The organism is Aquabacterium sp. (assembly GCF_016195855.1).
Taxonomy (GTDB): Bacteria; Pseudomonadota; Gammaproteobacteria; order Burkholderiales; family Burkholderiaceae_C; genus Aquabacterium.
On sequence record NZ_JACPYU010000022.1, the window covers coordinates 85,483 to 109,110 of the forward strand.

Annotated in this window: 23 protein-coding genes; 15 read left to right on the forward strand and 8 right to left on the reverse strand. The window is 64.1% G+C overall.

Annotation, left to right across the window (positions count from 1 at the left end; translation table 11 throughout):
- Window positions 1-692: 692 nt before the first annotated feature.
- From HY019_RS18245 to lgt, 8 genes are all read left to right on the forward strand, one after another.
- The gene (locus HY019_RS18245) at window positions 693-1,643 is read left to right on the forward strand and encodes an ABC transporter substrate-binding protein (RefSeq protein WP_290694898.1); all 951 of its coding nucleotides are present in this window, start codon (window positions 693-695) and stop codon (window positions 1,641-1,643) included.
- Between the two features lie 54 nt (window positions 1,644-1,697).
- Complete coding sequence (locus tag HY019_RS18250; RefSeq protein WP_290694900.1) at window positions 1,698-2,666, forward strand: ABC transporter permease; 969 nt, start codon at window positions 1,698-1,700, stop codon at window positions 2,664-2,666.
- Window positions 2,659-3,567 (forward strand): ABC transporter ATP-binding protein, encoded by a 909-nt coding sequence (locus HY019_RS18255; protein WP_290694902.1) that lies wholly within the window; start codon window positions 2,659-2,661, stop codon window positions 3,565-3,567. Before HY019_RS18250 ends, HY019_RS18255 begins: the two co-directional genes overlap by 8 nt.
- A gap of 10 nt (window positions 3,568-3,577) precedes the next feature.
- A complete protein-coding gene (locus HY019_RS18260) occupies window positions 3,578-4,339 on the forward strand; it encodes a creatininase family protein (RefSeq protein ID WP_290694904.1) in 762 nt (253 codons plus the stop codon).
- Window positions 4,340-4,392: 53 nt separating this feature from the next.
- Window positions 4,393-5,754, forward strand: a complete 1,362-nt coding sequence (gene glnT / locus HY019_RS18265) for a type III glutamate--ammonia ligase (RefSeq protein ID WP_290694906.1) — start codon at window positions 4,393-4,395, stop codon at window positions 5,752-5,754.
- 4 nt (window positions 5,755-5,758) lie between these two features.
- Window positions 5,759-6,220 (forward strand): nickel-responsive transcriptional regulator NikR, encoded by a 462-nt coding sequence (gene nikR, locus HY019_RS18270; RefSeq protein ID WP_290694908.1) that lies wholly within the window; start codon window positions 5,759-5,761, stop codon window positions 6,218-6,220.
- A gap of 135 nt (window positions 6,221-6,355) precedes the next feature.
- On the forward strand, window positions 6,356-7,522 hold the full coding sequence (locus HY019_RS18275; protein WP_290694910.1) for a D-alanyl-D-alanine carboxypeptidase family protein: 1,167 nt from the start codon (window positions 6,356-6,358) through the stop codon (window positions 7,520-7,522).
- A 2-nt stretch (window positions 7,523-7,524) separates the two neighbouring features.
- The gene (lgt, locus tag HY019_RS18280; protein WP_290694912.1) at window positions 7,525-8,325 is read left to right on the forward strand and encodes a prolipoprotein diacylglyceryl transferase; all 801 of its coding nucleotides are present in this window, start codon (window positions 7,525-7,527) and stop codon (window positions 8,323-8,325) included.
- A gap of 15 nt (window positions 8,326-8,340) precedes the next feature.
- Here the strand turns inward: lgt and HY019_RS18285 are convergent, their stop codons facing one another.
- From HY019_RS18285 to HY019_RS18315, 7 genes are all read right to left on the reverse strand, one after another.
- Entirely contained in the window at window positions 8,341-8,634 is a 294-nt protein-coding gene (locus HY019_RS18285; protein WP_290694913.1) for a metal-sensing transcriptional repressor, read from the reverse strand.
- A gap of 75 nt (window positions 8,635-8,709) precedes the next feature.
- Entirely contained in the window at window positions 8,710-9,984 is a 1,275-nt protein-coding gene (locus HY019_RS18290) for an FAD/NAD(P)-binding oxidoreductase (RefSeq protein ID WP_290694914.1), read from the reverse strand.
- A gap of 95 nt (window positions 9,985-10,079) precedes the next feature.
- Complete coding sequence (locus tag HY019_RS18295) at window positions 10,080-10,406, reverse strand: metal-sensing transcriptional repressor (RefSeq protein WP_290694916.1); 327 nt, start codon at window positions 10,404-10,406, stop codon at window positions 10,080-10,082.
- Between the two features lie 19 nt (window positions 10,407-10,425).
- Entirely contained in the window at window positions 10,426-10,647 is a 222-nt protein-coding gene (locus HY019_RS18300) for a DUF2892 domain-containing protein (RefSeq protein ID WP_290694918.1), read from the reverse strand.
- Between the two features lie 38 nt (window positions 10,648-10,685).
- Window positions 10,686-13,955 carry an efflux RND transporter permease subunit gene (locus tag HY019_RS18305; RefSeq protein ID WP_290694920.1) on the reverse strand — a complete coding sequence of 1,090 codons (3,270 nt, stop codon included), beginning with the start codon at window positions 13,953-13,955 and terminating at the stop codon, window positions 10,686-10,688.
- On the reverse strand, window positions 13,952-15,055 hold the full coding sequence (locus HY019_RS18310; protein ID WP_290694922.1) for an efflux RND transporter periplasmic adaptor subunit: 1,104 nt from the start codon (window positions 15,053-15,055) through the stop codon (window positions 13,952-13,954). The genes HY019_RS18305 and HY019_RS18310 overlap by 4 nt, the downstream gene beginning before the upstream one ends.
- A gap of 105 nt (window positions 15,056-15,160) precedes the next feature.
- Window positions 15,161-15,541, reverse strand: coding sequence for a DUF3592 domain-containing protein (locus HY019_RS18315; RefSeq protein ID WP_290694924.1), 381 nt, complete (start codon window positions 15,539-15,541; stop codon window positions 15,161-15,163).
- 126 nt (window positions 15,542-15,667) lie between these two features.
- On the opposite strand from HY019_RS18315, the gene yfbR reads away from it, so the two are divergent.
- The 7 genes from yfbR to HY019_RS18350 all read left to right on the forward strand — a co-directional run bounded on the left by yfbR (window position 15,668) and on the right by HY019_RS18350 (window position 21,904).
- Window positions 15,668-16,273: a 5'-deoxynucleotidase gene (gene yfbR / locus HY019_RS18320; RefSeq protein ID WP_290694926.1), complete on the forward strand. Its 606-nt coding sequence runs from the start codon at window positions 15,668-15,670 to the stop codon at window positions 16,271-16,273.
- Between the two features lie 4 nt (window positions 16,274-16,277).
- Entirely contained in the window at window positions 16,278-17,900 is a 1,623-nt protein-coding gene (locus HY019_RS18325) for a SulP family inorganic anion transporter (RefSeq protein ID WP_290694928.1), read from the forward strand.
- 93 nt (window positions 17,901-17,993) lie between these two features.
- Entirely contained in the window at window positions 17,994-18,905 is a 912-nt protein-coding gene (locus HY019_RS18330) for a GAF domain-containing protein (protein WP_290694930.1), read from the forward strand.
- Between the two features lie 92 nt (window positions 18,906-18,997).
- Complete coding sequence (locus HY019_RS18335) at window positions 18,998-19,456, forward strand: hypothetical protein (protein ID WP_290694932.1); 459 nt, start codon at window positions 18,998-19,000, stop codon at window positions 19,454-19,456.
- A 65-nt stretch (window positions 19,457-19,521) separates the two neighbouring features.
- Entirely contained in the window at window positions 19,522-20,169 is a 648-nt protein-coding gene (locus HY019_RS18340) for a Clp protease ClpP (protein ID WP_290694934.1), read from the forward strand.
- Window positions 20,170-20,219: 50 nt separating this feature from the next.
- Entirely contained in the window at window positions 20,220-21,146 is a 927-nt protein-coding gene (locus tag HY019_RS18345) for an ABC transporter ATP-binding protein (RefSeq protein ID WP_290694936.1), read from the forward strand.
- Window positions 21,143-21,904 carry an ABC transporter permease gene (locus HY019_RS18350; protein WP_290694938.1) on the forward strand — a complete coding sequence of 254 codons (762 nt, stop codon included), beginning with the start codon at window positions 21,143-21,145 and terminating at the stop codon, window positions 21,902-21,904. The genes HY019_RS18345 and HY019_RS18350 overlap by 4 nt, the downstream gene beginning before the upstream one ends.
- A 38-nt stretch (window positions 21,905-21,942) precedes the next feature.
- Here HY019_RS18350 and HY019_RS18355 read toward each other — a convergent pair whose 3' ends face one another.
- Window positions 21,943-23,595: an ATP-binding protein gene (locus HY019_RS18355; protein ID WP_363302793.1), complete on the reverse strand. Its 1,653-nt coding sequence runs from the start codon at window positions 23,593-23,595 to the stop codon at window positions 21,943-21,945.
- Window positions 23,596-23,628 lie beyond the last annotated feature (33 nt).

Consider the following 23,628-nt stretch of genomic DNA (forward strand, 5'->3'; position numbering starts at 1 on the left):
CGCTTGAGTGCCGCCACGATTGTGGGTGCCTCGCCGTGCAGTGAAGCGCGAACAAGGCACGGTCGCAGTGGTAGCAACGCAATGGCAATGGCAATGGCAATGATGTTGTCGCATAGAAGCCAGGCTCCTGCCTTCCACCAGAATCTAGGACCTGTGCATGCCACAAGCGAGGTGGACAAGGGCTGAGCCGGCAGTTGGCGGGGCGCCTTGGTGACGCCGAGCAGCGCAGTGGCGAGGTGGGCGCACGCAGTGCGCTTCGTGATCTGACTTGCTGGCGTTGTTCGACCGGAGCGGCCGTCAGGGCGCGCAGGGAGTTCGCCAGCGCCACCTTGGCGCGGGCAGCGCAGGGCAGTCCTGCCGCAGGCAGGACCGTCAACATGAAGCCCAGCCAACTGCCGGCTCAGCCCCCACCTCGCGCTCCCCCAGCAAGCAGCTCAAGCAGTCACGCACCATTCCCTGCCAGACATCCTCCGCCATGCACAGCCTTTGAGCACGCCCGCACACCCATAAGCCACCACCACAACGAAAGCCCACCCAACACGCACCAACACCGCGAATTCACCCTGGCACGCTTGCTGCTCTATCCCATTCGGTATTACCAGATGTTCAACCCGTAATAACCGTGAATGGGCCAGATCATGATCTCAACGACAGCAGTAAAGCGTTTGATGGGTGGCTTCAAGGCATTGACCTTGGCTGCCACCCTGGTGGGTACACAAGCAAGCTGGGCCGCACAGCCCCTGAAAATCGGCTACAGCGACTGGCCGGGCTGGGTGGCCTGGCAGGTCGCCATCGACAAAGGCTGGTTCAAGCAAGCCGGTGTGGACGTGAAGTTTGAGTGGTTTGACTACTCCGCCTCCATGGACGCCTTCTCGGCCGGCAAGATCGATGCCGTGACCATGACCAATGGCGACACCCTGGTGACCGGCGCCGGTGGCGGCAAGGGCGTGATGATCCTGCTGACCGATTACTCCAACGGCAATGACATGATCGTCGGCAAGCCTGGCATCAAATCGCTCAAGGACCTCAAGGGCAAGAAGGTGGCCGTTGAAGTCGGCCTGGTCGAGCACCTGCTGCTGCTCAACGGCCTGAAGAAGGCGGGGCTCAAGGAGTCTGACGTCACCCTGGTCAACGCCAAGACCAACGAGATGCCTCAGGTGCTGGCCTCTGGTGACGTGGCCGCCGTGGGCGCATGGCAGCCCATCGCAGGGCAGGCCATCAAGGGCGCGCCCGGCTCCAAGCCGCTGCTGACCTCGGCCGACGAACCCGGCCTGATCTACGACGTCCTGACCGTGAGCCCTGCCAGCCTGGCCGCGCACAAGGCCGAATGGCAAAAGGTCGTGCTGGTCTGGGACAAGGTGGTCAGCTACATCGAAGACCCCAAGACCCAGCCCGATGCCGTGAAGATCATGGCTGCTCGCGTGGGCGTGCCAGCTGATGCCTACATGCACTTCCTCAAGGGCACCAAGCTGCTGTCCTTGAGTGAAGGCAAGAAGGTGATGGTCAAGGCCGATGGCTTCAAGTCCCTGTATGGCTCATCCAGGATCGCCGATGACTTCAACGTCAAGAACGCGGTCTACAAGGAAGCGCAAAAGATCGACAGCTATATCGATCCCAGCCTGACGAACGCGGCCGTCAAGTAAGGCACGTTGCTTCGTCGCTGTCTTCCTTTCTTTACTCAAAGCGGTACACCTCTCATGAGTCAGACCGGATGGTTCGCCGTGCGCGCAGCCTTGTCGCCGCGCCGCAAGCTGGTGCTGGGCATCGGGGCCTTTGTCTTGCCCTTGTTGCTCTGGTGCGCAGTGAGTTACCTGCCGTTTTTGTGGCACCCCCAGGTGCTCGTCACGCAGCCAGGTGACGTCGACTACTTCCAGGTCGGCATGCGTGTAGACAAAGAGGTGTTCCGCGATGAGTTGCACAACATGCAGGAGGCCGGCAAGGGCCTGCCCGCAGGCGAGCCGGCCAACCCGGTCTATCTGCCGGCCCCTCATGAGGTGCTCAAGGCCTTCTACAGCGCCTTCACCACCGCACCCGAGCAGAAGGATGCACCCTGGCTGCACGAGAGCCTGTGGCACAGCATGAAGATCATCTTCTGGGGCTTTGTGCTCTCGTCGCTGATCGGTGTGCCGCTGGGCATCGTGTGCGGCACCTACAGCAGCATTGCCCGGCTCAACGAGCCCTTCATCGAGTTCTTCCGCTACCTGCCGGCGCCGGCCTTCGGGGCCCTGGCCGTGGCCATTCTGGGCATCCACGATGGTCCCAAGATCGCCATCATCGTGATCGGCACCTTCTTCCAGCAAGTGCTGGTGATCTCCAACACCACACGCAAGCTGGACTACGCCTTGCTAGAAGCCGCGATGACGCTGGGCACCCGGCGCTGGCGCCTGATCTCGCGTGTGGTGGTGCCCGGCATCCTGCCCGACCTTTACCGCGACCAGCGCGTGTTGCTGGGCTGGGCCTGGACCTACCTGATTGTGGCCGAGCTGATCGGCACCAGCTCGGGCATCACCTTCTTCATCACGCAACAGGCGCGCTACCAGCACTTCGAGAACGTGTACGCCGCCATCGCGATGATCGGGATCATCGGCCTGGGCATCGACCTGCTTCTGGCCTGGGCCGGGCGGCACCTCTTCCCCTGGGATAACGCGAGGAAAGGCCATGTCTGACATGAACATCTCCTATCTGGACCAGAGCGATGCCGTCAAGGCCCGCTTTGACAAGCTCAAGCAGCGCGAAGTGATCCTGGAAGTCAAGGGCTTGGGCAAGACCTATGAATCCCACCAGGGGCCCGTCTCCGCCTTGCAGGACATCAACTTCAAGACGCACAGGCGTGAGTTCGTCTGTGTGATCGGGCCTTCGGGTTGCGGCAAGTCCACCCTGATCCGCATTCTGGCCGGGCTGGAGTCCCACAATGCCGGCGAGGTGCTGCTGGATGGCAAGCCGGTGAACGGCCCCGGGCGCGATCGGGGCATGGTGTTCCAGGGCTACACGCTGTTCCCCTGGCTCACCGTCAAGAAGAACGTGATGTTCGGCCTGGAGGTCAACGACGCCGGCCGCAATGAGGCCGAGTCGCAAGCGCGCCAGTGGCTGGAGCTGGTGGGCCTGAGCAAGTTCGCCGACCACTACCCGCATCAATTGTCTGGAGGCATGAAGCAGCGTGTGGCCATTGCCCGCGCCCTGGCCAACCAGCCGCGCATCCTGTTGATGGACGAGCCCTTTGGTGCGCTGGACGCCCAGACCCGCGCCAGGATGCAAAGCCACCTGCTGGAGATCTGGAAGAACATCGACATCACGATCTTGTTCATCACCCACGATCTGGACGAGGCCATCTTTCTGGCCGACCGCATCCTGGTGCTCAAAGCGCACCCGGGTGAGGTGCAGGAGTTGATCGAGGTGCCCGTGCCACGGCCCCGTTCGGCCATGCAGATCACCAGCCCCGAGTTCCGGGCCACCAAGGCCAGGCTGGAGGCCTTGATCCACCCGCCTGCCGAACAACCTGAGCACGACGAGGAGGCCATCACGCCCAAGGTGATCCGCCTCACGGACGTGGCCGACAACGTCGAGTGAGGGGCGCACCATGCAATGGTCTCAACTGACCTGGGCCGAACTGCCCGACCAGCTCACAGCCGCATCGGATGCGGCCATCCTGCCCGTGGGCGCCACCGAGCAGCATGGCCCACACATGGGTTGCGGCATGGACGCCGTGATTGCCGATGTGCTGTGCAAGGCCGTGGCCGAGCGCACGGGCGTGCCCATGTTGCCCACCTTGCCTTACGGCTGTTCACTGGGGCACAGCCGGCGCTGGCCAGGCACCATCGCCGTGCAACCCATCACCCTGATCGAGTTGGTCAAGCAGATCGGTGATGGGGCGTATCACAGCGGCGTGCGGCGGCTGTTCATCATCAACACGCATGTGACCAATGCCGCGCCGCTGCGTTGCGCCCTGGAGATGCTGCGCGCCGAACACGACGACCTGATGGTGGCGGTGATCAATTCGCCTCAGATCAGCGAGCGTGTGCGCCAGTTCCACTTTGCCGATGCCGAGGACTGGCATGCCAACGACGCCGAGACCTCGCTGATGCTGGCCGTGGCGCCCGAGATGGTGCGCCCCGATCGCCTGCACGAGGCCGATGACCCGGACCGCACCGAGGGCCAGGTCTTTGCCCACCCGGTCAACCGCACCAGCCTCAATGGCGTCACCGGGACGCCCAGCCTGGCCACGGCCGAGAAGGGCCAGCAAGGCTTTGCCTGGATGGTGGAGGACCTGTCTGCCTTGATCCGCAGGGGCATGGTGCAGACGCCGCCCCTGGCCCATTCGTATTTCGATCGCGTGGCCTGAGTCCAGCCGCCACGTCTGTTCCCCTTCATCGTTTGTTGCTAACGGAGTTCAGCATGCATGCCTCTCAAGAAGTTCAGGCCATTCAGCAATCGCTCAAGGCCAAGGGTGTGAAGTACTGCATCGGCGCTTATGTCGATATCCACGGCATCCAGAAGGCCAAGGTCGTGCCCATCGACCACTTGCCGCAGATGGCCGCCGGCTCGGAGCGCTACACGGGCTATGCCCTCGATGGCCTGGGCCAGGCGCCCAATGAGGACGAGTTGACATCCGTCCCCGACTTGCGCCACATCGTTCAACTCCCCTGGGAGCCCAAGATCGCGTGGATGCCGGCCGACAACCACTTCAAAGGCGAGCCTTACCCTTTGAGCACCCGCGTGGCCCTGCAAAGCGTGATGGCCCAGGCCGCCCAGATGGGCTATGGCATGAACCTGGGCATCGAGTGCGAGATCTTCCTGCTCAAGCAACAGGCCGATGGCACGCTGGCCGTGCCGCACGCCGGCGACAAGCTGGTCAAGCCTTGCTACGACGTCAAGGGCTTCACCGACAACTTCAGCTGGCTGGACAAGGTGGCCACCTGCATCAATGACCTGGGCTGGGATCTGTACTCTTTCGACCATGAGGATGCGAATGGCCAGTTCGAGTTCGATTTCAACTACGCCGATGTGCTGACGACCTGCGACCGGCTGACCTTCTTTCGCATGATGGCCAAGCACTATGCCGAAGAAGAGGGCCTGCTGGCCACCATGATGCCCAAGCCCTTTGCTGACAAGACAGGCAATGGCGCCCACTTCAACATGTCGCTGTATGACCTCAAGACCGGCAAGAACCTGTTTGCCTGCGACCCCAAGGACGACCCGCGCGGCATTGGCCTGACACCGCTGGGCTACCAGTTCGTGGGTGGCATCCTCAAGCATGGGCGAGCCCTGTGCGCGGTGTTTGCGCCTACCGTCAACAGCTACAAGCGGCTGGTGCGGCGTGGCGCCATGAGCTATTTCTCTTGGGCGCCGGTGTTCAACTCCTATGGCTCGAACAACCGTACCAACTCGGTGCGCATCCCGGCGGGTGGTGGTCGTTGCGAGTCGCGCAATGCCGATGGCGCGGTCAACCCCTACCTGGCTGCAGCGCTGGCCATGGCCGCGGGCCTCGAAGGCATCCGCGAAGGCCTGAACCCGGGTGAGCCCAACGAAGATAACCTGTACGAGTTGAGCGACGCTCAGCGCGCCGAGCGGGGCATCGAGTTCCTGCCGCAGACCTTGCAGGAAGCCGTGGCCGCCTTTGCCGCGGACCCGCTGGTCGAGCGCACGCTGGGCAAGGCCTTGCGCGACGAGTTCATCAAGTACAAGACGCAGGAGTGGGAGGCCTACCACCTGTCCGTCAGCCAATGGGAAACAGCGCGCTACAGCGCCATGTTCTGACACCATGAGCGATTTGCCCGACACCAAAGGCAGCCCTGTCACGCGCATCAGCATCTCGATGCCCGAGGACCTGCTGCAGGAACTGGACGTGATGGTGGCCCGGCGCGGCTTCGAGAGCCGCTCCCAGGCCATCGGCGCGATGATCAACGACCAGTTGCTGGAGCACAAGCGCCAGCTGGGCGAGCAGGTGATGGTGGGGACCATCACCTTGCTGTATGACCGCTCGGTCAAGGGCCTGCAAAAGCAGTTGTCCGACCTGCAGTGCCACCACATCGACGAGGTCATCAGCTCCTTGCACGTGCACCTCATGGACAAGCAGATGCTGGAGGTCGTGCTGGTCCAGGGGCCGGCCACCAAGCTGCAGGCCATTGCGGATGCCATGAGCACGCTGCGGGGCGTCATCACGGGCCGGCTGCAGCTCATGGCCGCCACGATCCCGCCGGTTCACCCGCTCACCAGGGGCTAGCCAGGGGCGGTGGCAATGCCTCCCTTTACAAACCGGCAATATGGACATGAACGGACACAGGGGACGGACGGGCTGATAATGCGGGGCGCTGGCACCGAAGGGTTCGCTTCGGGCCGCCCCCAATTCGCACAGACCATGATCGCCACACAACAACATCGCCGCTTCGCATCCGCCATCGCCCTGGGGCTCATCAGCCTGAGCTGGGCCCCGTCGAGCTTCGCCGTGGAGATTTCTCCGCCGCCGACCCTGAGCAACAAGGCCTTCTTGCTGATGGAGTTCGACACGGGGCAGGTGCTGGCATCGTCCAACCCGGACCAGCCGCTGCCGCCCGCTTCGCTGACCAAGATGATGACCAGCTACATCGTCGAGCAGTCGTTGAAGTCCGGCCGGCTCAAGCCCACCGACCAGGTCCGCGTGAGCCTGAACGCCTGGTGCCGCGGCTCCAGCACCGAGTCCTGCATGTACCTGCCGCTCAACAGCTCGGCCTCCGTGATGGACATGCTGCGCGGCATCATCGTGCAGTCGGGCAATGACGCCTCCAAGGCCATGGCCGAGCACCTGGGCGGCTCTGAAGACGCCTTCGCCCAGACCATGAACAGCGAAGCCAAGCGCATGGGCATGGCCCACACGCACTTCGACAATGCCACGGGCCTGCCTGCGCCCACGCACCTGGCCTCCGCACGCGACCTGGCCGTGCTGGCGCGCGCCATCATCCGCGACAGCTCGGACTACTACCCGATCTACGCCGAAAAGGAGTTCAAGTTCAACGGCATCAAGCAGGGCAACCGCAATGCCTTGCTGTACACCGACCCGACCGTGGACGGCCTCAAGACGGGCCACACAGAGGCAGCCGGTTACTGCCTGACGGCCTCGTCCAAGCGCAACGGCATGCGTTTGATCTCGGTCGTGATGGGTGCCAACAGCATGCAGGACCGCGCTGACCAGACCCGTGCGCTGTTCAACTGGGGCTTCAGCTCGTTCGAGAAGGCCAAGGCCGTGGGCGCCAACACGCCGCTGGCTTCGGCGCCCGTGCAGTTCGGCAAGGCCGATGTGGTGCCGGCTGGCGTGCTGGCTGACTGGAGCCTGATGGTGCCGCGTGGCCAGGCCTCGCAGATCAAGACCACGGTGCAGCTCAACCCCGAAGTCAAGGCGCCGGTGGCCCAGGGCACGGTGCTGGGCAAGGTGGTCGCCACCATTGACGGCAAGCCTTACGGTGAGCAGAACCTGGTGGCCTTGCAGCCGGTGGAGCAATCGGGCATCTTCCTGAGGGCCTGGCAGCACATCCGCAAGCTCTTCAAGTAAGCATGCTGGTCCATCCTCAGTTCGACCCGGTGGCCTTGTCCGTCGGGCCCGTGCGCTTTCACTGGTACGGGCTCATGTACCTGCTGGGCTTCGTGCTCTTTCTGGTACTGGGCCGCAGGCGGGTGAAGCAGGGCCTGGCGCCCATCACGGCGCCGCAGGTGGAGCAGTTCCTGTTCTACGGGGCAATGGGGGTGGTGATCGGTGGGCGGCTGGGTTATGTGCTGTTCTACAAGCCGGCCTTCTATCTGGCCCATCCCATGGACGCGCTGCACCTGGGGCAGGGCGGCATGTCCTTCCATGGTGGTTTTCTGGGTGTGGTCATTGCGGGCTGGCTGTTTGCGCGCCGCCATGGCGTGTCCTACCTGCGCCTGTTCGACTTTGTCGTGCCCTTGGTGCCGCTGGGCCTGGCTGCAGGCCGGATTGGCAATTTCATCAATGGCGAGCTCTGGGGGCGGGTAACCAGCCCGGATGCGCCCTGGGCCATGGTGTTCCCGCATGCGGGCGATAGCTTGCCCCGTCACCCATCGCAGCTGTACGAGTTTGGGCTGGAAGGCCTCGTGCTGTTCACGGTGATGTGGCTGTTCACGCGCAAGCCTCGGCCGGTGGGGCAGGCCACGGCCTTGTTCATGATGGGCTATGGCCTGGCGCGCTTCACGGTGGAGTTCACCCGCGAGCCGGACAATTTCCTGGGCCTGCTGAGCATGGGCTTGAGCATGGGCCAGTGGCTGAGCCTGCCAATGATCCTGATTGGTGCCGTGTTGTGGTGGCGGTTCAGCCACCAGGCTGTTCGTCAGGCCAGTTGATGGCTGGCTGAGGCTTCAGCGGATCTTGCCCAGCAGGGTCTCGATCTCGTCAAACATCTCGCCCATGGCGGCGGAGTCCTTGGTCAGATCGGCACCCAGTCGGGTTTGCAACTGCTGCTCCATGAAGCACACCGTCATGCGCACATAGGTGCTGTCCAGTGCTTTGCGCACGGCAGCCATCTGGGTGGCAATCGGCAAGCAGCCTTCACCCTCTTCGATCATGCGCTGGATGCCACGCAACTGGCCTTCCGCGCGCTTGAGGCGGTTGAGGATGTCGGTGCGGCTTTTGTCGTTGTCCAGGGCGGCCATAGGGTGCGTGCGTCCAAGAGATAAGGGGCAAGGCTTGATTGTGCCCAATCTTTGCCCCTTTGGTTTGCCCGTGGATCAGTGGTCTTTGATCTTCATGATGCCCATGGCTTTCATCACCAGGCGCTCATAAATGGGCTCCGAGGTTCCCTTCTTCATCTTGCGCATGAAGTACTTCTCGAAGGCGATCTTGGCCAGGTGCACCCAGTAACCTTCGCTGAACCAGCTCACATTACGCGGCGGGATCTGAGGCAGCGCCACAAAGGCTGCGCCATGGTCACCAAAGTCAGCCAGGCACACCGCATTCCAGGTGGCGTGTTCATGCGGTTGCACGCCATCCAGCAGCGCGCGGATGTTGTGCGCGGTGGCCGTCACCATGGACTCGATCATGTAGCCCGTCTTGGGAATACCGGTCGGGATGGGCGTGGGTTCCGGCGGTGTGATGGCCACGCACACGCCCACCGCGAAGATATTGGGGTAGCGCGGGTTGCGCTGACGTTCGTCGATCAGCACAAAGCCCCTTGGGTTGACCAGGCCTTCGATGCCGAAGATCGCATCCACCCCCTTGAAAGCGGGCAGCATCATCGAGTACTTGAAGGGCAGGGTGTGCTCCTTCTTGGGCTTGCCATCCTCATCGTGCTCGGTCACGTGCATGAGGCCGGCTTCGACCTTGGTGACCTTGGCATTGCAGATCCAGCGCACCGACTTGTCCCGGAAGATGGACTCCATCATGCTTTTGGAGTCACCCACGCCGTTGAGCCCCAGGTGGCCGATATACGGCTCGGAGGTCACGAAGGTCATGGGGACCTTGTCGCGGATCTTGCGGCGACGCAGGTCGGTTTCCATGATCATCGCGTACTCGTACGCGGGCCCGAAGCACGAGGCACCTTGCACGGCGCCCACGACGATGGGGCCAGGGTCGGCCACGAACTGCATCCAGGCTTCCCGGGCGTGCTCGGCATGGTCCACGTGGCACACGGAGTGCGTGTGGCCTTGCGGGCCCAGCCCCTCGATCTCGTCAAACGCGAGCTTGGGGCCAGTGGCAATCACCAGGTAGTCGTAGGGGATCTGGCGGCCATCGATCAGCTCCACCTGGTTTTGTTCCGGGTGGACACGCTTGGCGCCGACGGGGATGAAGTCGACGCCCTTCTTGTCGAGAATCGGCGCGATCGGCAACTCGATCTCATCGCGATCCCGCCAGTCCACGGCCACCCAAGGGTTGGAGGGCACGAAGTGGAAGGTGGGGGTGTTGGAGATGACAGTGATCTTGTCATCCGGCCGCGCGTTCTCCTTCATCTCGAAGGCCATGGGCAGGCCACCAATGCCGGCGCCCAGAATCACGATGTTTGCCATGTCGATCTACTTACCTATACGGGTATGGGTATATTGAGATGATCAACCTTTGCGCCTGCTGAGGGTACAGGGTTTGCACTGACGGCTGCCGATTTTCAGCGAATCTTGCCCAGCAAAGCCTCGATTTCCTTAAGCACGGTGCTCGTATCGGAGGGCGCATCGGGCCGGCCCTGCATCTGCTCTTGCATGAAACACATGGTCATGCGCACATAAGTGCTGTCCAGTGCCTTGCGCACCGCGGCCATCTGCGTGGCGATGTCTGCGCAAGGGTCGCCCACCTCCAGCATGCGCTGGATGCCGCGCAACTGGCCTTCTGCCCGTCGCAGGCGGTTGCGTATGTCCGTGCGGCTTTTTTCGCTGATGAGCGCGGCCTGATCGCAGCGCGGCGCCGGTGTGTCCTGGCTGGGGCTGCGGGGCTTCATATCAGGCTCGCTACGGTGTTTACACGGCGCAGCTTGCGCCGTCCTTGAAGCCCAGCTTGCGCAAGATGATGGCCATGGGGCAGAAATTGGTGAAGCCGAACTGGAAGAGGTTGGCTCCCACAAAGGCCGTGAAGGCCAGGGCCCACTTGGACACAAACAAGGGGCTGCCCTCCACGCCCAGGGCGAGCGAGAGCATGATGAACAACCCGGCAACGATGCGGATCATGCGTTCAACGGTCATGGTGGTTTCCTTTCGAATCAAGAGTGCGCCGCCATCCATCAGGCGGCTTCATGCTGACGCCGGTAGGCGGCGTAGTACAGCACCGGGATGACCACCAGCGTGAGCAGGGTGGACACCAGAATGCCGAAGATCAGGGACACGGCCAGGCCGTTGAAGATGGGGTCGTCCAGGATGAAGAAGGCGCCCACCATGGCGGCGATGCCGGTCAGCGCAATGGGCTGCGCCCGCACGGCGGCTGACTGCACCACGGCCTGCTTGAAGGCCATGCCGCGCGCCACCTGCAGCTCGATGAAGTCCACCAGCAGGATGGAGTTGCGCACGATGATGCCGGCCAGCGCGATCATGCCGATCATGGACGTGGCCGTGAACTGCGCGTGCAGCAGCGCGTGGCCGGGCATGACGCCGATGATGGTCAGCGGGATGGGCGCCATGATGATCAGCGGGGTCCGGTAGGACTTGAACTGGGCGACCACCAGCAGGTAGATCAGGATGAGGCCCACGCCATAAGCGGCGCCCATGTCGCGGAAGGTCTCGTAGGTGATCTGCCATTCGCCGTCCCACTTCAGCGCGTAGGCGCGGTATGGGTCTGAAGGCTGCTTGATCCAGTACTCCTGGATGCCCCCGGTGCCGGGCAGGGCGGCTTCACCCAACTTGCTGCGGATGGCAAACAGGCCATAGAGCGGGGAGTCCAGCTGGCCAGCCATGTCGCCAAACACATAGCTCACTGGCAAGAGGTCCTTGCTGAACAGGGGCTTGTCGATCACGCCGCGCTCGATGCGCACGAGCTCTGACAGCGGCACCAACTGGCCATTGGCGGCACGCAGCGGCAGGGCCAGCAGCTTGTCCAGCCCGATCTGGGATTCACGCGGCAACTGGATGCGCACGGGGATGGGCATCTTGGCCTGCCCGTCGTGCAGGTAGGCCGGATCGGCACCAGACAAGGCAGCCTGCACGGCCTGCGCCACGCTGGCCACGGGGATGCCCAGCGATTCGGCGCGTTGGCGCTGCACGCGCAGGAACACGCGGGCCGCGTCTTCCTTGAGGCTGGTGTCGATGCCGACGATGTCCGGCGTGCCAGCAAAGGCCTTGGCCACGCGTTGGGCCAGTTGCGCACGGCCAGCTTCATCGGGGCCGTAGATCTCGGCCACCAGGGGCGACATGACTGGCGGGCCAGGCGGCACTTCCACCACCTTGACACGGGCACCATGGCGCGCGGCGATCCTCTCCAGGTCGACACGCAGGCGCTGGGCAATCACGTGGCTCTTTTCATGGCGGTGGTGCTTGTCCACCAGGTTGACCTGCAGATCGCCTTGTTCGGCATCGGCACGCAGGTAGTACTGGCGCACCAGGCCATTGAAAGTGATCGGGGAGGCCGTACCGGCATAGCCTTGCAGGTTCAGCACCTCGGGTTGCCTGGCCAGGAAGGCGCCCATGTCCTGCAAGGCGGCTGCCGTGTCTTCCAACGGGGTGCCGGCGGGCATTTCCACCACCACCTGGAATTCGCTCTTGTTGTCAAAGGGCAGCATCTTGAGCACCACGCCCAGGCCCGATGAGGGAATGGTGGCCAGGCCGATGGACAGCATCAGCGCTGCCACGATGCCCAGGCCCATGGCCCAGCGGCGGCCGCGGTACACCAGCAAAGGCATCAGCACACGGTCGAACAGGCCTTGCAGTCTGCCGGCCAGCCCGGTGGGCGTGGCGGCCGAGTGCCCGCCATCGCTTTCGCCATGGGCTGCAGCGTGCGGCTTCATCAGCTTGAGCGCCAGCCAGGGTGTGACGGTGAAGGCAATGCCCAGCGACAGCGCCATGCCCAGGCTGGAGTTGATGGGGATGGGGCTCATGTAGGGGCCCATCAGGCCGCTCACGAAGGCCATGGGCAGCAGGGCGGCGATCACGGTCAAGGTGGCCAGGATGGTGGGGCCGCCCACTTCATCCACAGCCGCCGGGATGATCTCGCGCAACGGCTTGCCGGGCTCCAGCTGTTGATGGCGGTGGATGTTCTCCACCACCACGATGGCGTCGTCCACCAGGATGCCGATGGAGAAGATCAACGCAAACAAGGACACGCGGTTGAGCGTGAAGCCCCAGGCCCAGGAGGCGAACAGGGTGGCCGTCAGCGTCAGGATCACGGCGGCGCCCACGATCACGGCCTCGCGGCGGCCCAGCGCCAGGCCCACGAGCAGGATCACGGAGCCGGTGGCGAAGGCCAGCTTCTGGATCAGCTTGTTGGCTTTCTCCGCAGCGGTTTCACCGTAGTCACGCGTGATGCTCATTTCCACATCGGCGGGCAGCACGGCGTTGCGCAACTCGTCCAGGCGCTGGCGCACGGCGCGGGCCACGTCCACGGCGTTCTGGCCGGGCTTCTTGGTCACCGTCAGCGTGACGGCGGGGAAGCTGTGGCCGGCAACCGCAACCGTGCTGGCGCCAGCGCCTGGCGTGAACCACACATGGCGAGACGCTTGCTGCGCGCCCCATTCGACACGGGCCACCTCGCGCAGGTACACCGGCTTGCCCTGACTGACGCCGACCACCAGGTTGCCCACATCGTCGGCAGAGCGCAAGAACTCGCCTGTCTCGATGCTGAGCATCTGCGAGCGGCCATCGGCCTGGGGATGGAGCACGGTGCCTGAGGGCAGGCTCTGGTTGGCCGCAGTCAAGGCCTGTTGCAGGCCGCCGATGTCCACGCCGCGCTCTCGCAGCCGGCTGGGGTCGAGCGTCACCATCACGGCCTGGCCGGGGCCGCCGATTGTTTGCACTTCGCGGGTGCCGGGCACACGTTTGATCTCGGCTTCCAGGCTGCGGGCGACACGTTCCAGCGCCAGTGCAGCCTGCGCATCCTTGCTCCACAAGGTCACCGCCAGCACGGGCACATCGTCGATGCCTTTGGGCTTGACGATGGGGGGCAGGGCGCCCAGGTTGCGCGGCAGCCAGTCCTGGTTGGCATTGAGCACGTCGTACAGGCGCACCAGGGCATCGGTGCGGGGCACGCCGACCTTGAACTGCACCGTGAGCACGGCCATGCCGGGGCGCGAGACCGAGTAGGTGTGCTCGATGTCGGCAATCTGGCCCAGCACCTGTTCGGCCGGGCGCGCGATCATGTTCTGCACGTCCGTGCTGGATGCGCCGGGGAAGGGCACCAACACATTGGCCATGGTCACGTTGATCTGGGGCTCTTCCTCGCGCGGGGTGACCAGCACGGCAAACAGGCCCAGCAGCATGGCCACCAGGGCGAGCAAGGGCGTGAGGGCATTGTCCTGAAAGGCGCGTGCCAGGCGCCCGGAGAGGCCCAGGGGTGACGGGGTGCTCATGGCTTGACTTGGGCGGGGTTGACGGGGCTGGCGTTGAACAGGCCCGCCTTGATGGCGTTGTCGGCAATGGTGTCACCGGCGCGCAGGCCGCTGAGCACCGTCACGGTGGTGGCCTGGGCGCTCATGGGTGCGGTGCGCACAGCCTGCAGCATGAACTGGCCTTCGCGCACCACGTACACGCCGGTCAACTCACCGCGCTGGACCACAGCCTGGGCCGGCACCGTCAGGCCGGCCGCAGCCGCACCGTTGGACGAGGGGGCCGCCATGCCGCTGAACCTGACGCGCACCGTCTGGCCGGGCAGGGTGGCCGTGGCGGGCAGGTCGAGCCGCCATTCCACCGTCTGGGAAACCGGGTCGGCACCAGGCAAGGTGACCACGCGGGTGGCGCGCACCCAATGCGGTGTGGCCTGGGCGCTGTTGGCGGGCAGGAACACTTCTGCGGCCTGGGCTGTTCGCACGCGATCGGCCTGCGACGCGGGCACCTGCACCACGGCGCGCATGGCCTGGGGCGAATACATGGTCAGCACGGGGCGCCCCGGCGCGGCCAGGTCACCCACGTCTACCTGGGTGGACAGCACCTTGCCGTCAAACGGTGCGCTCAAGGTCGTGAAGCCTTTGGCCAGCGCTGCCTGTGCCTGGCCAGCCTTGGCCGCGTTCACGCCTGCCTGGGCGGCACGCCATTGCGCCTGCGCACTGTCCAGGGCTGCAGCACTGATGAAGCCTTGCGCCTTGAGCGCCTGGCTGCGCTCCCATTGCTGGCGGGCGTTGGTCAGTTGGGCATCGGCCTGGGCCACATCGGCCTGGCTGCGCGTCAGCGCGGCCTGGGTGTCCCGGTCATCGATGCGAGCCAGCGCCTGGCCGGCCTTGACGCTGTCGCCGGCCTTGACCAGCAAGGCGGTGATGTTGCCCGGAACTTGCGCGGCCACGGTGCTCTGGCGCACCGCCTGGATCACGCCATCCCACTCCATGGTCGCGGCCTGGGACTGCGCCTGAACCTTGATGGTGGGGACCATGAGCTTGCCGCCCTCGCTGTGGGCAGGCATGGACGCAGCCGCCAGCGTGGCGCCGAGCAGCATGGCGATGGCATGGTGTCTGGCCATGAACGTTCTCCTCATTCCTATACGGTAGGGAGTATACATATACCCTACAGGGTATGCAAGCAAGGCGCTCGAAACCCGCTCCGCTCCGGCCTGGCCGACCCAGGTTCAGCCAGGGATCAGCACGCTCGACGACGGCTTGGCCGGGTCGTAGTAAACCTTGACCTTCTGCCCGGGCTTGAACGGCGCGATCTCGGTGAGTGCCTGCTGCTCGTCAAAATGGTTCAGGCCAAAGGCCCGCAGGCGGTCACCCGTATAGGTGATGCCCTTGACCGTGTAGCGGTAACGCACCTCGGTGAACCAGTGGTGGGTGGGCGTGCCGCGCTGGTCGCCGGTTTCGTTGTGCTGCCTGGCGCGGGCCTCCAGCATCTCGCCCTCGACAGACGGCCAGTTGGGGCTGCCCTCCTTGATCTGCCAGGCGCGCCAGGCTGCCAGGCCCAGGATGGCCACGAAGGCGATGATCAGGTACTTTCCCAGGTCGTCAGGCATGGCTTGCTTCGGTCGGTGTGTGTGGCGTGTGGTGCCGGGGTTGCAAATAGATGATGCGCCATCGTGGTTGGTGCCGATTTGCGCGAAGATCAGGGCTGTCCCAGCTTTACCCGCTTCTTTTCGTTTATGCCTCAATCTGCCCCTTCGCACAGCCCTTTTTACGCCCACCTGTCGCGTCTGCGCTTCATCAAGCGTTGGGGTTTGATGCGCAACGCGGTCGAGGAGGATGTGGCCCAGCACAGCTGGGAAGTCGCCATCCTGGCGCATGCGCTGGCGGTCATCGCCCGCGATGTGCTGGGCAAGCCGGTGGACCCCAATTCGGTGGCCACCCGCGCCTTGTTCCACGACGCCACGGAAGCCATCACTGGCGACCTGCCCACGCCCGTCAAGTACTCGCCCGCCATGCGCCATGCCACGGCCAACCTCGAAGGCGAGGTCTGCGAGGAAATGCTGCGCCTGTTGCCCGAGTCGGTGCGCCCCGCCTTGCGCTCGGCCATGGACCACCACGAATGGCCGGACGACGAGGCCCGCCTGATCAAGTCGGCCGATCGCCTGGCCGCCTGGCTCAAGTGCCGCGCCGAGCTGCGTTATGGCAACACGGAGTTCGCACAGGCGGCCACCCAGGTGCGCAGCAAGATCGACGAGCACATGACGCCCGAGGTGGCGTACTTCCTGGAGACCTTCGGCTCGGCCTACGAGCTGACGCTGGACTCCTTGATGCAAGGGGAGTGAGCCCTTGGCATTCGATAGACCAAGCTGGCGGGATGTTCTGGCTGGCTTGTCGGTAGCCGGGCTGCTGCTGCCCGAGGCTGTGGCCTATGCCGGCATTGGCAACATGCCGCCTCAAGCGGGCGTGCTGGCCCTGTTTGCCGGCTTGCTGAGCTATGCCTTGCTGGGCACCAGCCGGTTTGCCATTGTGTCGGCCACCTCGTCCTCGGCGGCGGTGCTGCTGGCGGCCACCGGGTCGCTGGCAGACGGGAACATGGTCTTGCGCATGGAGCTGGCTGCGGGTCTGGTCATGTTGACTGGCTTGCTGTTCCTGCTGGGGGCCAGTGCCAAGCTGGGGGCGGTGTCGGCCTTCATTTCCAAGCCCGTCCTGCGTGGGTTCGCCTTCGGTCTGGCGGTGATCATCATCGTCAAGCAACTGCCGCGTTTTCTGGGCATCAGTGTGGCTGGCCACGATGCGCAGTCTGTGCTGCAAGGCGTCGTGGTGCACACGGCGCAATGGCATTTGCCCAGCCTGACGCTGGGCGTGCTGACCCTGTTGGCGCTTTGGGTTTTTGCGCGCCCCGGGCGGCGCTGGCCGGGGGCCTTGCTGGTGATGGCTGCGGGCATGGCGGCGCAGCACCACTTGCGTCTGGGGGAGATGGGCATTGCCCGCGTGGGGGTGATCGAGTTGCACCTCAATCAACCGGCCCTGCCTGCGCTGGCCCGAGAGCAATGGCTGCGTCTGGGGGAGCTGGCCGTGGCCATGGTGCTGATCCTGTACGCGGAGTCCTACGGCGCGATCCGCGCGCTTGCGCTCAAGCATGGTGACGAGGTCAAACCCAACCGCGATCTGCTGGCGCTGGGTGTGGCCAATGTGCTGAGCAGCATGGTGCATGGCATGCCGGTCGGGGCGGGGTACTCGGCCAGCGTGGCCAACGAATCAGCCGGAGCACAAACCCGCTGGGCGGGGCTCGTGGCCCTGGCCGTGCTGCTGGTGGTGGCGTTCAGCCTGCTGCCGCTGGTGGCCTATATCCCTGAGCCCGTGCTGGGTGCCATCGTGATCCACGCGGTGAGCCACATGCTCAACCCGCAGGTGTTCAAACCGTATTTTGTCTGGCAGCGTGACCGGCTGGTTTCCTTGCTGGCGGTGGCCGCCGTGCTGTGGCTGGGCGTGCTCGATGGCCTGTTGGTGTCGATTGGCATCAGCCTGTTCATGACCCTGCGCGGGCTGGCCCAGGCGCGCCTGGCCGTGCTGGGGCGACTGGACGAGGGGCATGACTTCATCGACCTGAAGCTGTCGCCCATGGCCGTTCCCGAAGAGGGGATGCTGATCGTGCGGCCCGAGGCGCCCTTGTTTTTTGCCAATGTGGAAAGCCTGCTGGCTCAGGTCCGGGATGAAATGGCGCACCACCCCTCGGCCCACAGCCTGATCCTGAGCCTGGAGGAGTCCCCCGACCTGGACGGCAGCTGTGTCGAGGCCTTGCGTGATCTGAATGCCTCGCTGCAGCAGTCAGGGCGAAGCCTGATGCTGGCGCGCCTGAAGAACCCGGCCTACATCGTCTTGCAGCGCGCCGCTTTGCCCAAAGTGGCGCTGACGGTGCTGAGCATCGACGACGCCGTCAAGCTGGTGAGGGGCGCCCGGGGCAAATAGGCCAGAGCAGGGCAAAGACCAGCCTGGCTCCAACATGGTGCGAGTTTTGCTTGCCTCTTGCGTTCACACAAAACATGACGCTGAGGTTGATGCATGACTTCTTTTATCCGTGCCGCCGAAATCTGGCTGCCCGCTTCTGATCACAGTTTGCTCGAATTTGGTGCGGGCGCTTTTGGCAAGGCGCTGAGCTTTGCCACGGTGAGCCGTGCCATGTGTTTTGGCCGTGCCGAAGGCCTGCCCGGCGAGGCCTGGGACCTGGGCCATCCGGTGCTGCTCAAGCAGTTCGAGGGCTCTCATTTCCGGCGTACCAGTGCGGCCAAGGCCGCCGGCCTGACCTGTGCGGTGGCCATCCCCTTCTTCGTCGGGGGCAAATTGACTGCTGTGGTAACCCTGTTCGGGGGCGACGACCCAGCCAGCAAGGGGGCCATGGAGTTGTGGCGCAACGACACCCGCATCAGCTCGGACATGAGCTTGCTGGATGGCTACTACGGTGGCCTGCCACCCGAGTTCGAGCGCCTCTCGCGCGATGCCTTTTTGCCACGTGGAACGGGTGCACCTGGCATGGCCTGGCAACGCGACGAAGCCGTGATCATGGGCCAGGCTGATACCAACGCGCGCTTCCTGCGCGGTGACGCGGCCACGGACGCCGGCATCTGCCGCGCCATGGCGATGCCCTGCTGCGCCACCAACCATGCCAGCTATGTGCTGATGCTGCTGTCGGGCCGCGAGACCCCGATCGCCAGGCGCATGGAGCGCTGGGTGCTGGACCGTGCGGGCGCTCAACTGGTGCTGGCAGCCGGCCATTGCGAAGTCGCTGGTGATCTGGCGCAATCCGGCGACGTCATCAAGCTGCTGGATGCGGACCCCCTGTTGACCAAGGCCATCGGTTGCGGGGTGCCTGCCTTGACGGACGCGAGCAAGCGCCTGCCCGGCAGCGAGGCCTGCCTGTGGCTGCCCGTGCTGGTGGAGGACAAGGTGACCGAACTGGTGGCGCTGTACCTCTGACGGGGGTAAATTCCGGTAAAGCAGGCCCGCCCCTGTCGGCTAGGAGGGGGTGGCCGGCGTTGAATGTGCATCTTCATAACCGGAAGACCATCATGAAAAAACTGCTTCTTGCTCTGGCAACCCTGGCCGCCGCGCCTGCTTTTGCCCAGACCTCGGTCGGGGTGTCCATCGGCATCAACCAACCGGGCATGTATGGCCGCATCGACATCGGCAACTACCCACAGCCCGTGCTGGTGTACCCGCAGCCCGTGATCATCCAGCCCTCTCCTGTGGCGGTCTATCAACGCCCGATCTACCTGTATGTGCCGCCCGCACATCAGCAAGACTGGCGCCGCTATTGCAGCCGCTACAGCGCCTGCGGGCAACCGGTTTACTTCGTGCGGGAAGACTGGGTGAGGGAGCGCTGGGAGCGCGAGCATGACCGTGACCATGACAACCGTGATTGGGGCCGTGATCACCCCAAGCACGGGCATGCCTATGGTCACGACCGTGACCACAAGGACAAAGACAAGGGCCGCGACAAATCGCACCGCGATCACGGCCGAGATTGATCGCGTGCAGCGTTTGGGCCCGGCGTGAAACCATAATCAAGGCTTCACGCTGAGGAGACAAGCTGATGTTGCGTCCAGTGCAAGGCCGGGGAGCCGATGACGACGGGGCCGTTGAAACCGTGCCTTTTCAAGGCCTGATCCGCTTCGAGCGGCAGGCACCTGTGAGGCAGGTTTCGTATTACATCTGCGGCGAGCTGATCGAGCCGCAGTACTACACCGAGCTGTACTACACCCTGCGCACGGCCACCGACACCGATCTGATCTACATCCACCTGAACTCGCCTGGTGGTGACTTCAACACCGGCTTGCAGATCATCAACAACATCGCCGCATCAGAGGCCAAGGTGGTGACCGTGCTGGAGGCACGTGCCTACTCCATGGCCGCCATGATCTTCCTCAGCGGTGACGAGCTGTATGTCCACGACAACTGCCAGCTGATGCTGCACACCTACTCGGGCGTTTTCTCGGGCAAGGGCAACGAGCAGCAGGCCGAAGTGGCCGCCGTGGGCAAGTGGTTCGAGAAGGTGATGCGCCGCATCTGCGCGCGCTTCATGTCCGATGAGGAACTGGACAACATCATCAAGGGTTCGGACTTCTGGATGAACTCCGACGAGATCCGCCGCCGCCTGGCCAAGGACGCACGCCCTGCAGGCAAGCGAAGCACGGCCCGGAAAACCCCGGCCAGAAAGAGGGCCACGGGCGCCAGCCGGTGAACTGCGCGCGCTGGGCAGCAGCCGGGTCACACTTCGGTTATCGTTGACCCATGCAGCCCATCATCACCGTTCGCAATTTGTCCAAGGCCTACGCCTCGGGCTTCAAGGCGCTCAAGCACGTCAACCTGGACATCCAGCGGGGCGAGATCCTGGCTTTGCTGGGCCCCAATGGTGCTGGCAAGACCACGCTCATCAGCATCATCTGCGGCATCGTCACGGCCAGTGAAGGCCAGGTGCTGGTGGGCGGGCAGGACATCGGCCAGCACTACCGCCACACGCGCAGCCTCATCGGCCTGGTGCCGCAGGAGCTGACCACCGACGCCTTTGAAACGGTGTGGGACACGGTGAGCTTCAGCCGCGGCCTGTTCGGCAAGTCGGCCAACCCTGCCTGGATCGAGAAAGTCCTCAAAGACCTGTCCTTGTGGGACAAGAAGGACAACAAGATCATCACCTTGTCGGGGGGCATGAAGCGGCGCCTGCTGATTGCCAAGGCCTTGTCGCACGAACCCCAGATCCTCTTCCTGGACGAACCGACGGCAGGCGTGGACGTGAACCTGCGTCGCGACATGTGGCAACTGGTGCGCCAGTTGCAGCAAGCCGGCGTGACCATCATCCTGACCACGCACTACATCGAAGAGGCGCAGGAGATGGCCGACCGCATCGGCGTGATCAACAAGGGCGAGATCATCCTGGTTGAAGAGAAGAACGAGCTGATGCGCAAGCTGGGCAAGAAGCAGTTGACGCTGCATCTGACGCAGCCGCTGGCACAGATGCCCGCAGGCTTGTCTGCCTATGCCTTGTCCTTGTCTGCAGATGGCGAGGAGCTGGTGTGCACCTATGACGCACAGGACGACAGCGTGGACGTGCCCACCTTGCTCAATGCCCTGATCGATGCCGGCATCCGTTTCAAGGACATCCAGACCACCCAAAGCTCGCTGGAAGACATCTTCGTCAATCTGGTGAAGGACGCCACATGAACATCCACGCCATTCGCGCGATCTACCGTTTCGAGATGGCCCGCACCCGGCGTACCCTGATGCAAAGCATCATCTCGCCGATCATCTCCACCTCGCTGTATTTCGTGGTGTTCGGGGCGGCCATCGGCTCGCGCGTCCAGCAGGTGGACGGCATCAGCTATGGCGCCTTCATCGTGCCCGGCCTGATCATGTTGTCGCTGCTGACGCAGAGCATCTCCAACGCCTCGTTCGGGATCTACTTCCCCAAGTTCACCGGCACGATCTACGAGCTGCTCTCCGCACCGGTGTCCTCGTTCGAGGTGGTGCTCAGTTATGTGGGGGCAGCGGCCAGCAAGTCCATCATCCTGGGGCTGATCATCCTGGCCACGGCCGGGTTGTTCGTGCCCTTGCATGTCGAGCACCCGCTGTGGATGCTGCTGTTTCTGGTGCTGACGGCCATCACCTTCAGCCTGGTGGGCTTCATCATCGGCTTGTGGGCCGACAGCTTTGAGCAACTGCAGGTGGTGCCGCTCTTGATCATCACGCCGCTGACCTTCCTGGGCGGCAGCTTCTACTCGATCAAGATGCTGCCGCCGGTGTGGCAGACCGTGTCGCTGTTCAACCCGGTGGTGTACCTGGTCAGCGGGTTCCGCTGGTGCTTCCATGGGCAGGCCGATGTCGGTGTGGGCGTGAGCCTGGCCATGACCCTGGGCTTCACGGCCGCCTCGCTGGTGATCGTGGCCTGGATATTCAAGACGGGCTACAAGCTCAAGCGCTGATGCCATCTTGAGGCAACCGTTTGGGGCAACCGTTTGAATCAATCGCCGGGCGCCAGGCACAGCAGCAGGCGCATGGTCACGCCCGTGGGGCCATTGTGCTGCAAATGGACTTCACCGTCGTGGAGTTCCATCACCCGGCGCACGATGTACAGACCCAGGTGATGGCCCGCAGCCAGTGAGGCCGTTTCGGGCCTGGTGGTGCGTTCAAACAGCGTGGGCACGAGCGCCGACGCAATACCCGGTCCTTGATCGGAGACATCCAGCACCAGGGCCAGTGGGTCGTCGCTGTCACTCAGGCGCAGCGTGACCGGGGTGTCCGGCGGGCTGAACTTCAAGGCGTTGGACAGCAGGTTGCGCAAGGCCAGCCTCATCAGGCTCATGTCCATGGCCGCGGTGCGCGTGGCGGTGGCGCGTTCAACCCGGATGCGCCGCCGTTGGTCTTCGGCGAAGTCGGCGATGCTGACCTCGATGAGGGTGTCGATGTCCGCATCCATGCACTCTGCTTTGGAGGGGCGCGCCAGCAGGGTCGCCACGGCCAGGGTGTTGTCGATGCTGGCCAGCACCTGTCCCATGACGGTTCGGGCACGTGACAGGCGCTGGGATGCGGCCGATTCACGGATATCGGTCAGCACGCGGGCGGCGCTTTGCAGTGCGGCCGACGCGTTGTTCAAGGGCTGCCGCACCTCATGGGCCAGCACATTGAGCATGTCATTGCGCTCGGCGAGCAATGCCCTGGTTTCGTGCGCATGGTGTTCGATCTCGTTGCGCAGTTGCTGCTCGCGCTGCAACTCGTCCTTGCGCGCGCGGTGTTCGGTCACATCCTGGATGGCGCCGATCAGGCGCGCGATGCCATCCTGATCGTGCTCGGGCTCGCCGCAGGTGCGCACCCAGATGGCGCGGCCCGTGGCCGTGCGCAGGGGCAACTCCAGATCCCATGAGGAGCCGTCCTCTATGGCACGTTCCACGGCCTGACGGATGAGGGGTTGGGCCTCGGGCGCGTAAAAGCCGACGGCGTTGTCCAGCGTGGGCTGCCAGGCTGCATCTACTTCATGGATGCGCCTGGTCTGGTCCGACCAGATCAGCTCGCCCGAGCGCATGTCCAGCTCCCAGCCACCCACGCCTGCGGCGCGCCCGGTTCGGTCCAGAAAGGCCTCGCTGGCGCGCAGGCGCTCTTCCGCCTTGGTCAACTGGTCAAAAGCCATCTGCTTGCCCAGCGCAGCCCCGAGCACGTCGGCCATCAAGCGCAAGGTCTGCTCGTCGTTACGGTCAAAAGCGGCGGCCTGACTGGACATCACCTTGAGCACGCCAATGGCCTGGCCGCTCTGGAGCAGGGGGGTGCAAACCATGGACCTGACGCCCACCCGGCGGCAGGCGGCCAGGTCCACCCTCGGGTCGGTCTCGGCATCGCTGCAGATGAGCACCTCGGTGCGCCTGACGCACAAGCCGGACAGGCTGGAGGCTTGGGCAAGCCGCATGCCCACATACGGTGCCATGCAGCCGCTGGCGGCGCGGTAGACCATGTCGTCGCCATCCACCAGCTCGACCACGGCACCCATGGCATGGGTCAACTCCTGCAGGTTGTCCACGACGAGCTGCATGAACCTGTCCAGGTCAAAAACGGCCTGAACAATCAGCGATTGCATCTGGATGATGCGTTCCAGTCGAACTGGTTGAAGCGCCAGATGAGGCATGTCGTCTCCCCTTGAGATCGACCCTGTACGGCT

Coding starts and splice junctions, on each gene's coding strand:
- HY019_RS18345 (WP_290694936.1), top strand. CDS start 20,220: ATGCAGCCCATCATCACCGTTCGCAATTTGTCCAAGGCCTACGCCTCG.
- nikR (WP_290694908.1), top strand. CDS start 5,759: ATGAGCGATTTGCCCGACACCAAAGGCAGCCCTGTCACGCGCATCAGC.
- HY019_RS18300 (WP_290694918.1), bottom strand. CDS start 10,647: ATGACCGTTGAACGCATGATCCGCATCGTTGCCGGGTTGTTCATCATG.
- HY019_RS18290 (WP_290694914.1), bottom strand. CDS start 9,984: ATGGCAAACATCGTGATTCTGGGCGCCGGCATTGGTGGCCTGCCCATG.
- HY019_RS18355 (WP_363302793.1), bottom strand. CDS start 23,595: ATGCCTCATCTGGCGCTTCAACCAGTTCGACTGGAACGCATCATCCAG.
- HY019_RS18310 (WP_290694922.1), bottom strand. CDS start 15,055: ATGGCCAGACACCATGCCATCGCCATGCTGCTCGGCGCCACGCTGGCG.
- HY019_RS18255 (WP_290694902.1), top strand. CDS start 2,659: ATGTCTGACATGAACATCTCCTATCTGGACCAGAGCGATGCCGTCAAG.
- HY019_RS18335 (WP_290694932.1), top strand. CDS start 18,998: ATGAAAAAACTGCTTCTTGCTCTGGCAACCCTGGCCGCCGCGCCTGCT.
- HY019_RS18315 (WP_290694924.1), bottom strand. CDS start 15,541: ATGCCTGACGACCTGGGAAAGTACCTGATCATCGCCTTCGTGGCCATC.
- HY019_RS18340 (WP_290694934.1), top strand. CDS start 19,522: ATGTTGCGTCCAGTGCAAGGCCGGGGAGCCGATGACGACGGGGCCGTT.
- HY019_RS18330 (WP_290694930.1), top strand. CDS start 17,994: ATGACTTCTTTTATCCGTGCCGCCGAAATCTGGCTGCCCGCTTCTGAT.
- HY019_RS18295 (WP_290694916.1), bottom strand. CDS start 10,406: ATGAAGCCCCGCAGCCCCAGCCAGGACACACCGGCGCCGCGCTGCGAT.
- HY019_RS18285 (WP_290694913.1), bottom strand. CDS start 8,634: ATGGCCGCCCTGGACAACGACAAAAGCCGCACCGACATCCTCAACCGC.
- yfbR (WP_290694926.1), top strand. CDS start 15,668: ATGCCTCAATCTGCCCCTTCGCACAGCCCTTTTTACGCCCACCTGTCG.
- lgt (WP_290694912.1), top strand. CDS start 7,525: ATGCTGGTCCATCCTCAGTTCGACCCGGTGGCCTTGTCCGTCGGGCCC.
- HY019_RS18260 (WP_290694904.1), top strand. CDS start 3,578: ATGCAATGGTCTCAACTGACCTGGGCCGAACTGCCCGACCAGCTCACA.
- HY019_RS18275 (WP_290694910.1), top strand. CDS start 6,356: ATGATCGCCACACAACAACATCGCCGCTTCGCATCCGCCATCGCCCTG.
- HY019_RS18250 (WP_290694900.1), top strand. CDS start 1,698: ATGAGTCAGACCGGATGGTTCGCCGTGCGCGCAGCCTTGTCGCCGCGC.
- glnT (WP_290694906.1), top strand. CDS start 4,393: ATGCATGCCTCTCAAGAAGTTCAGGCCATTCAGCAATCGCTCAAGGCC.
- HY019_RS18350 (WP_290694938.1), top strand. CDS start 21,143: ATGAACATCCACGCCATTCGCGCGATCTACCGTTTCGAGATGGCCCGC.
- HY019_RS18305 (WP_290694920.1), bottom strand. CDS start 13,955: ATGAGCACCCCGTCACCCCTGGGCCTCTCCGGGCGCCTGGCACGCGCC.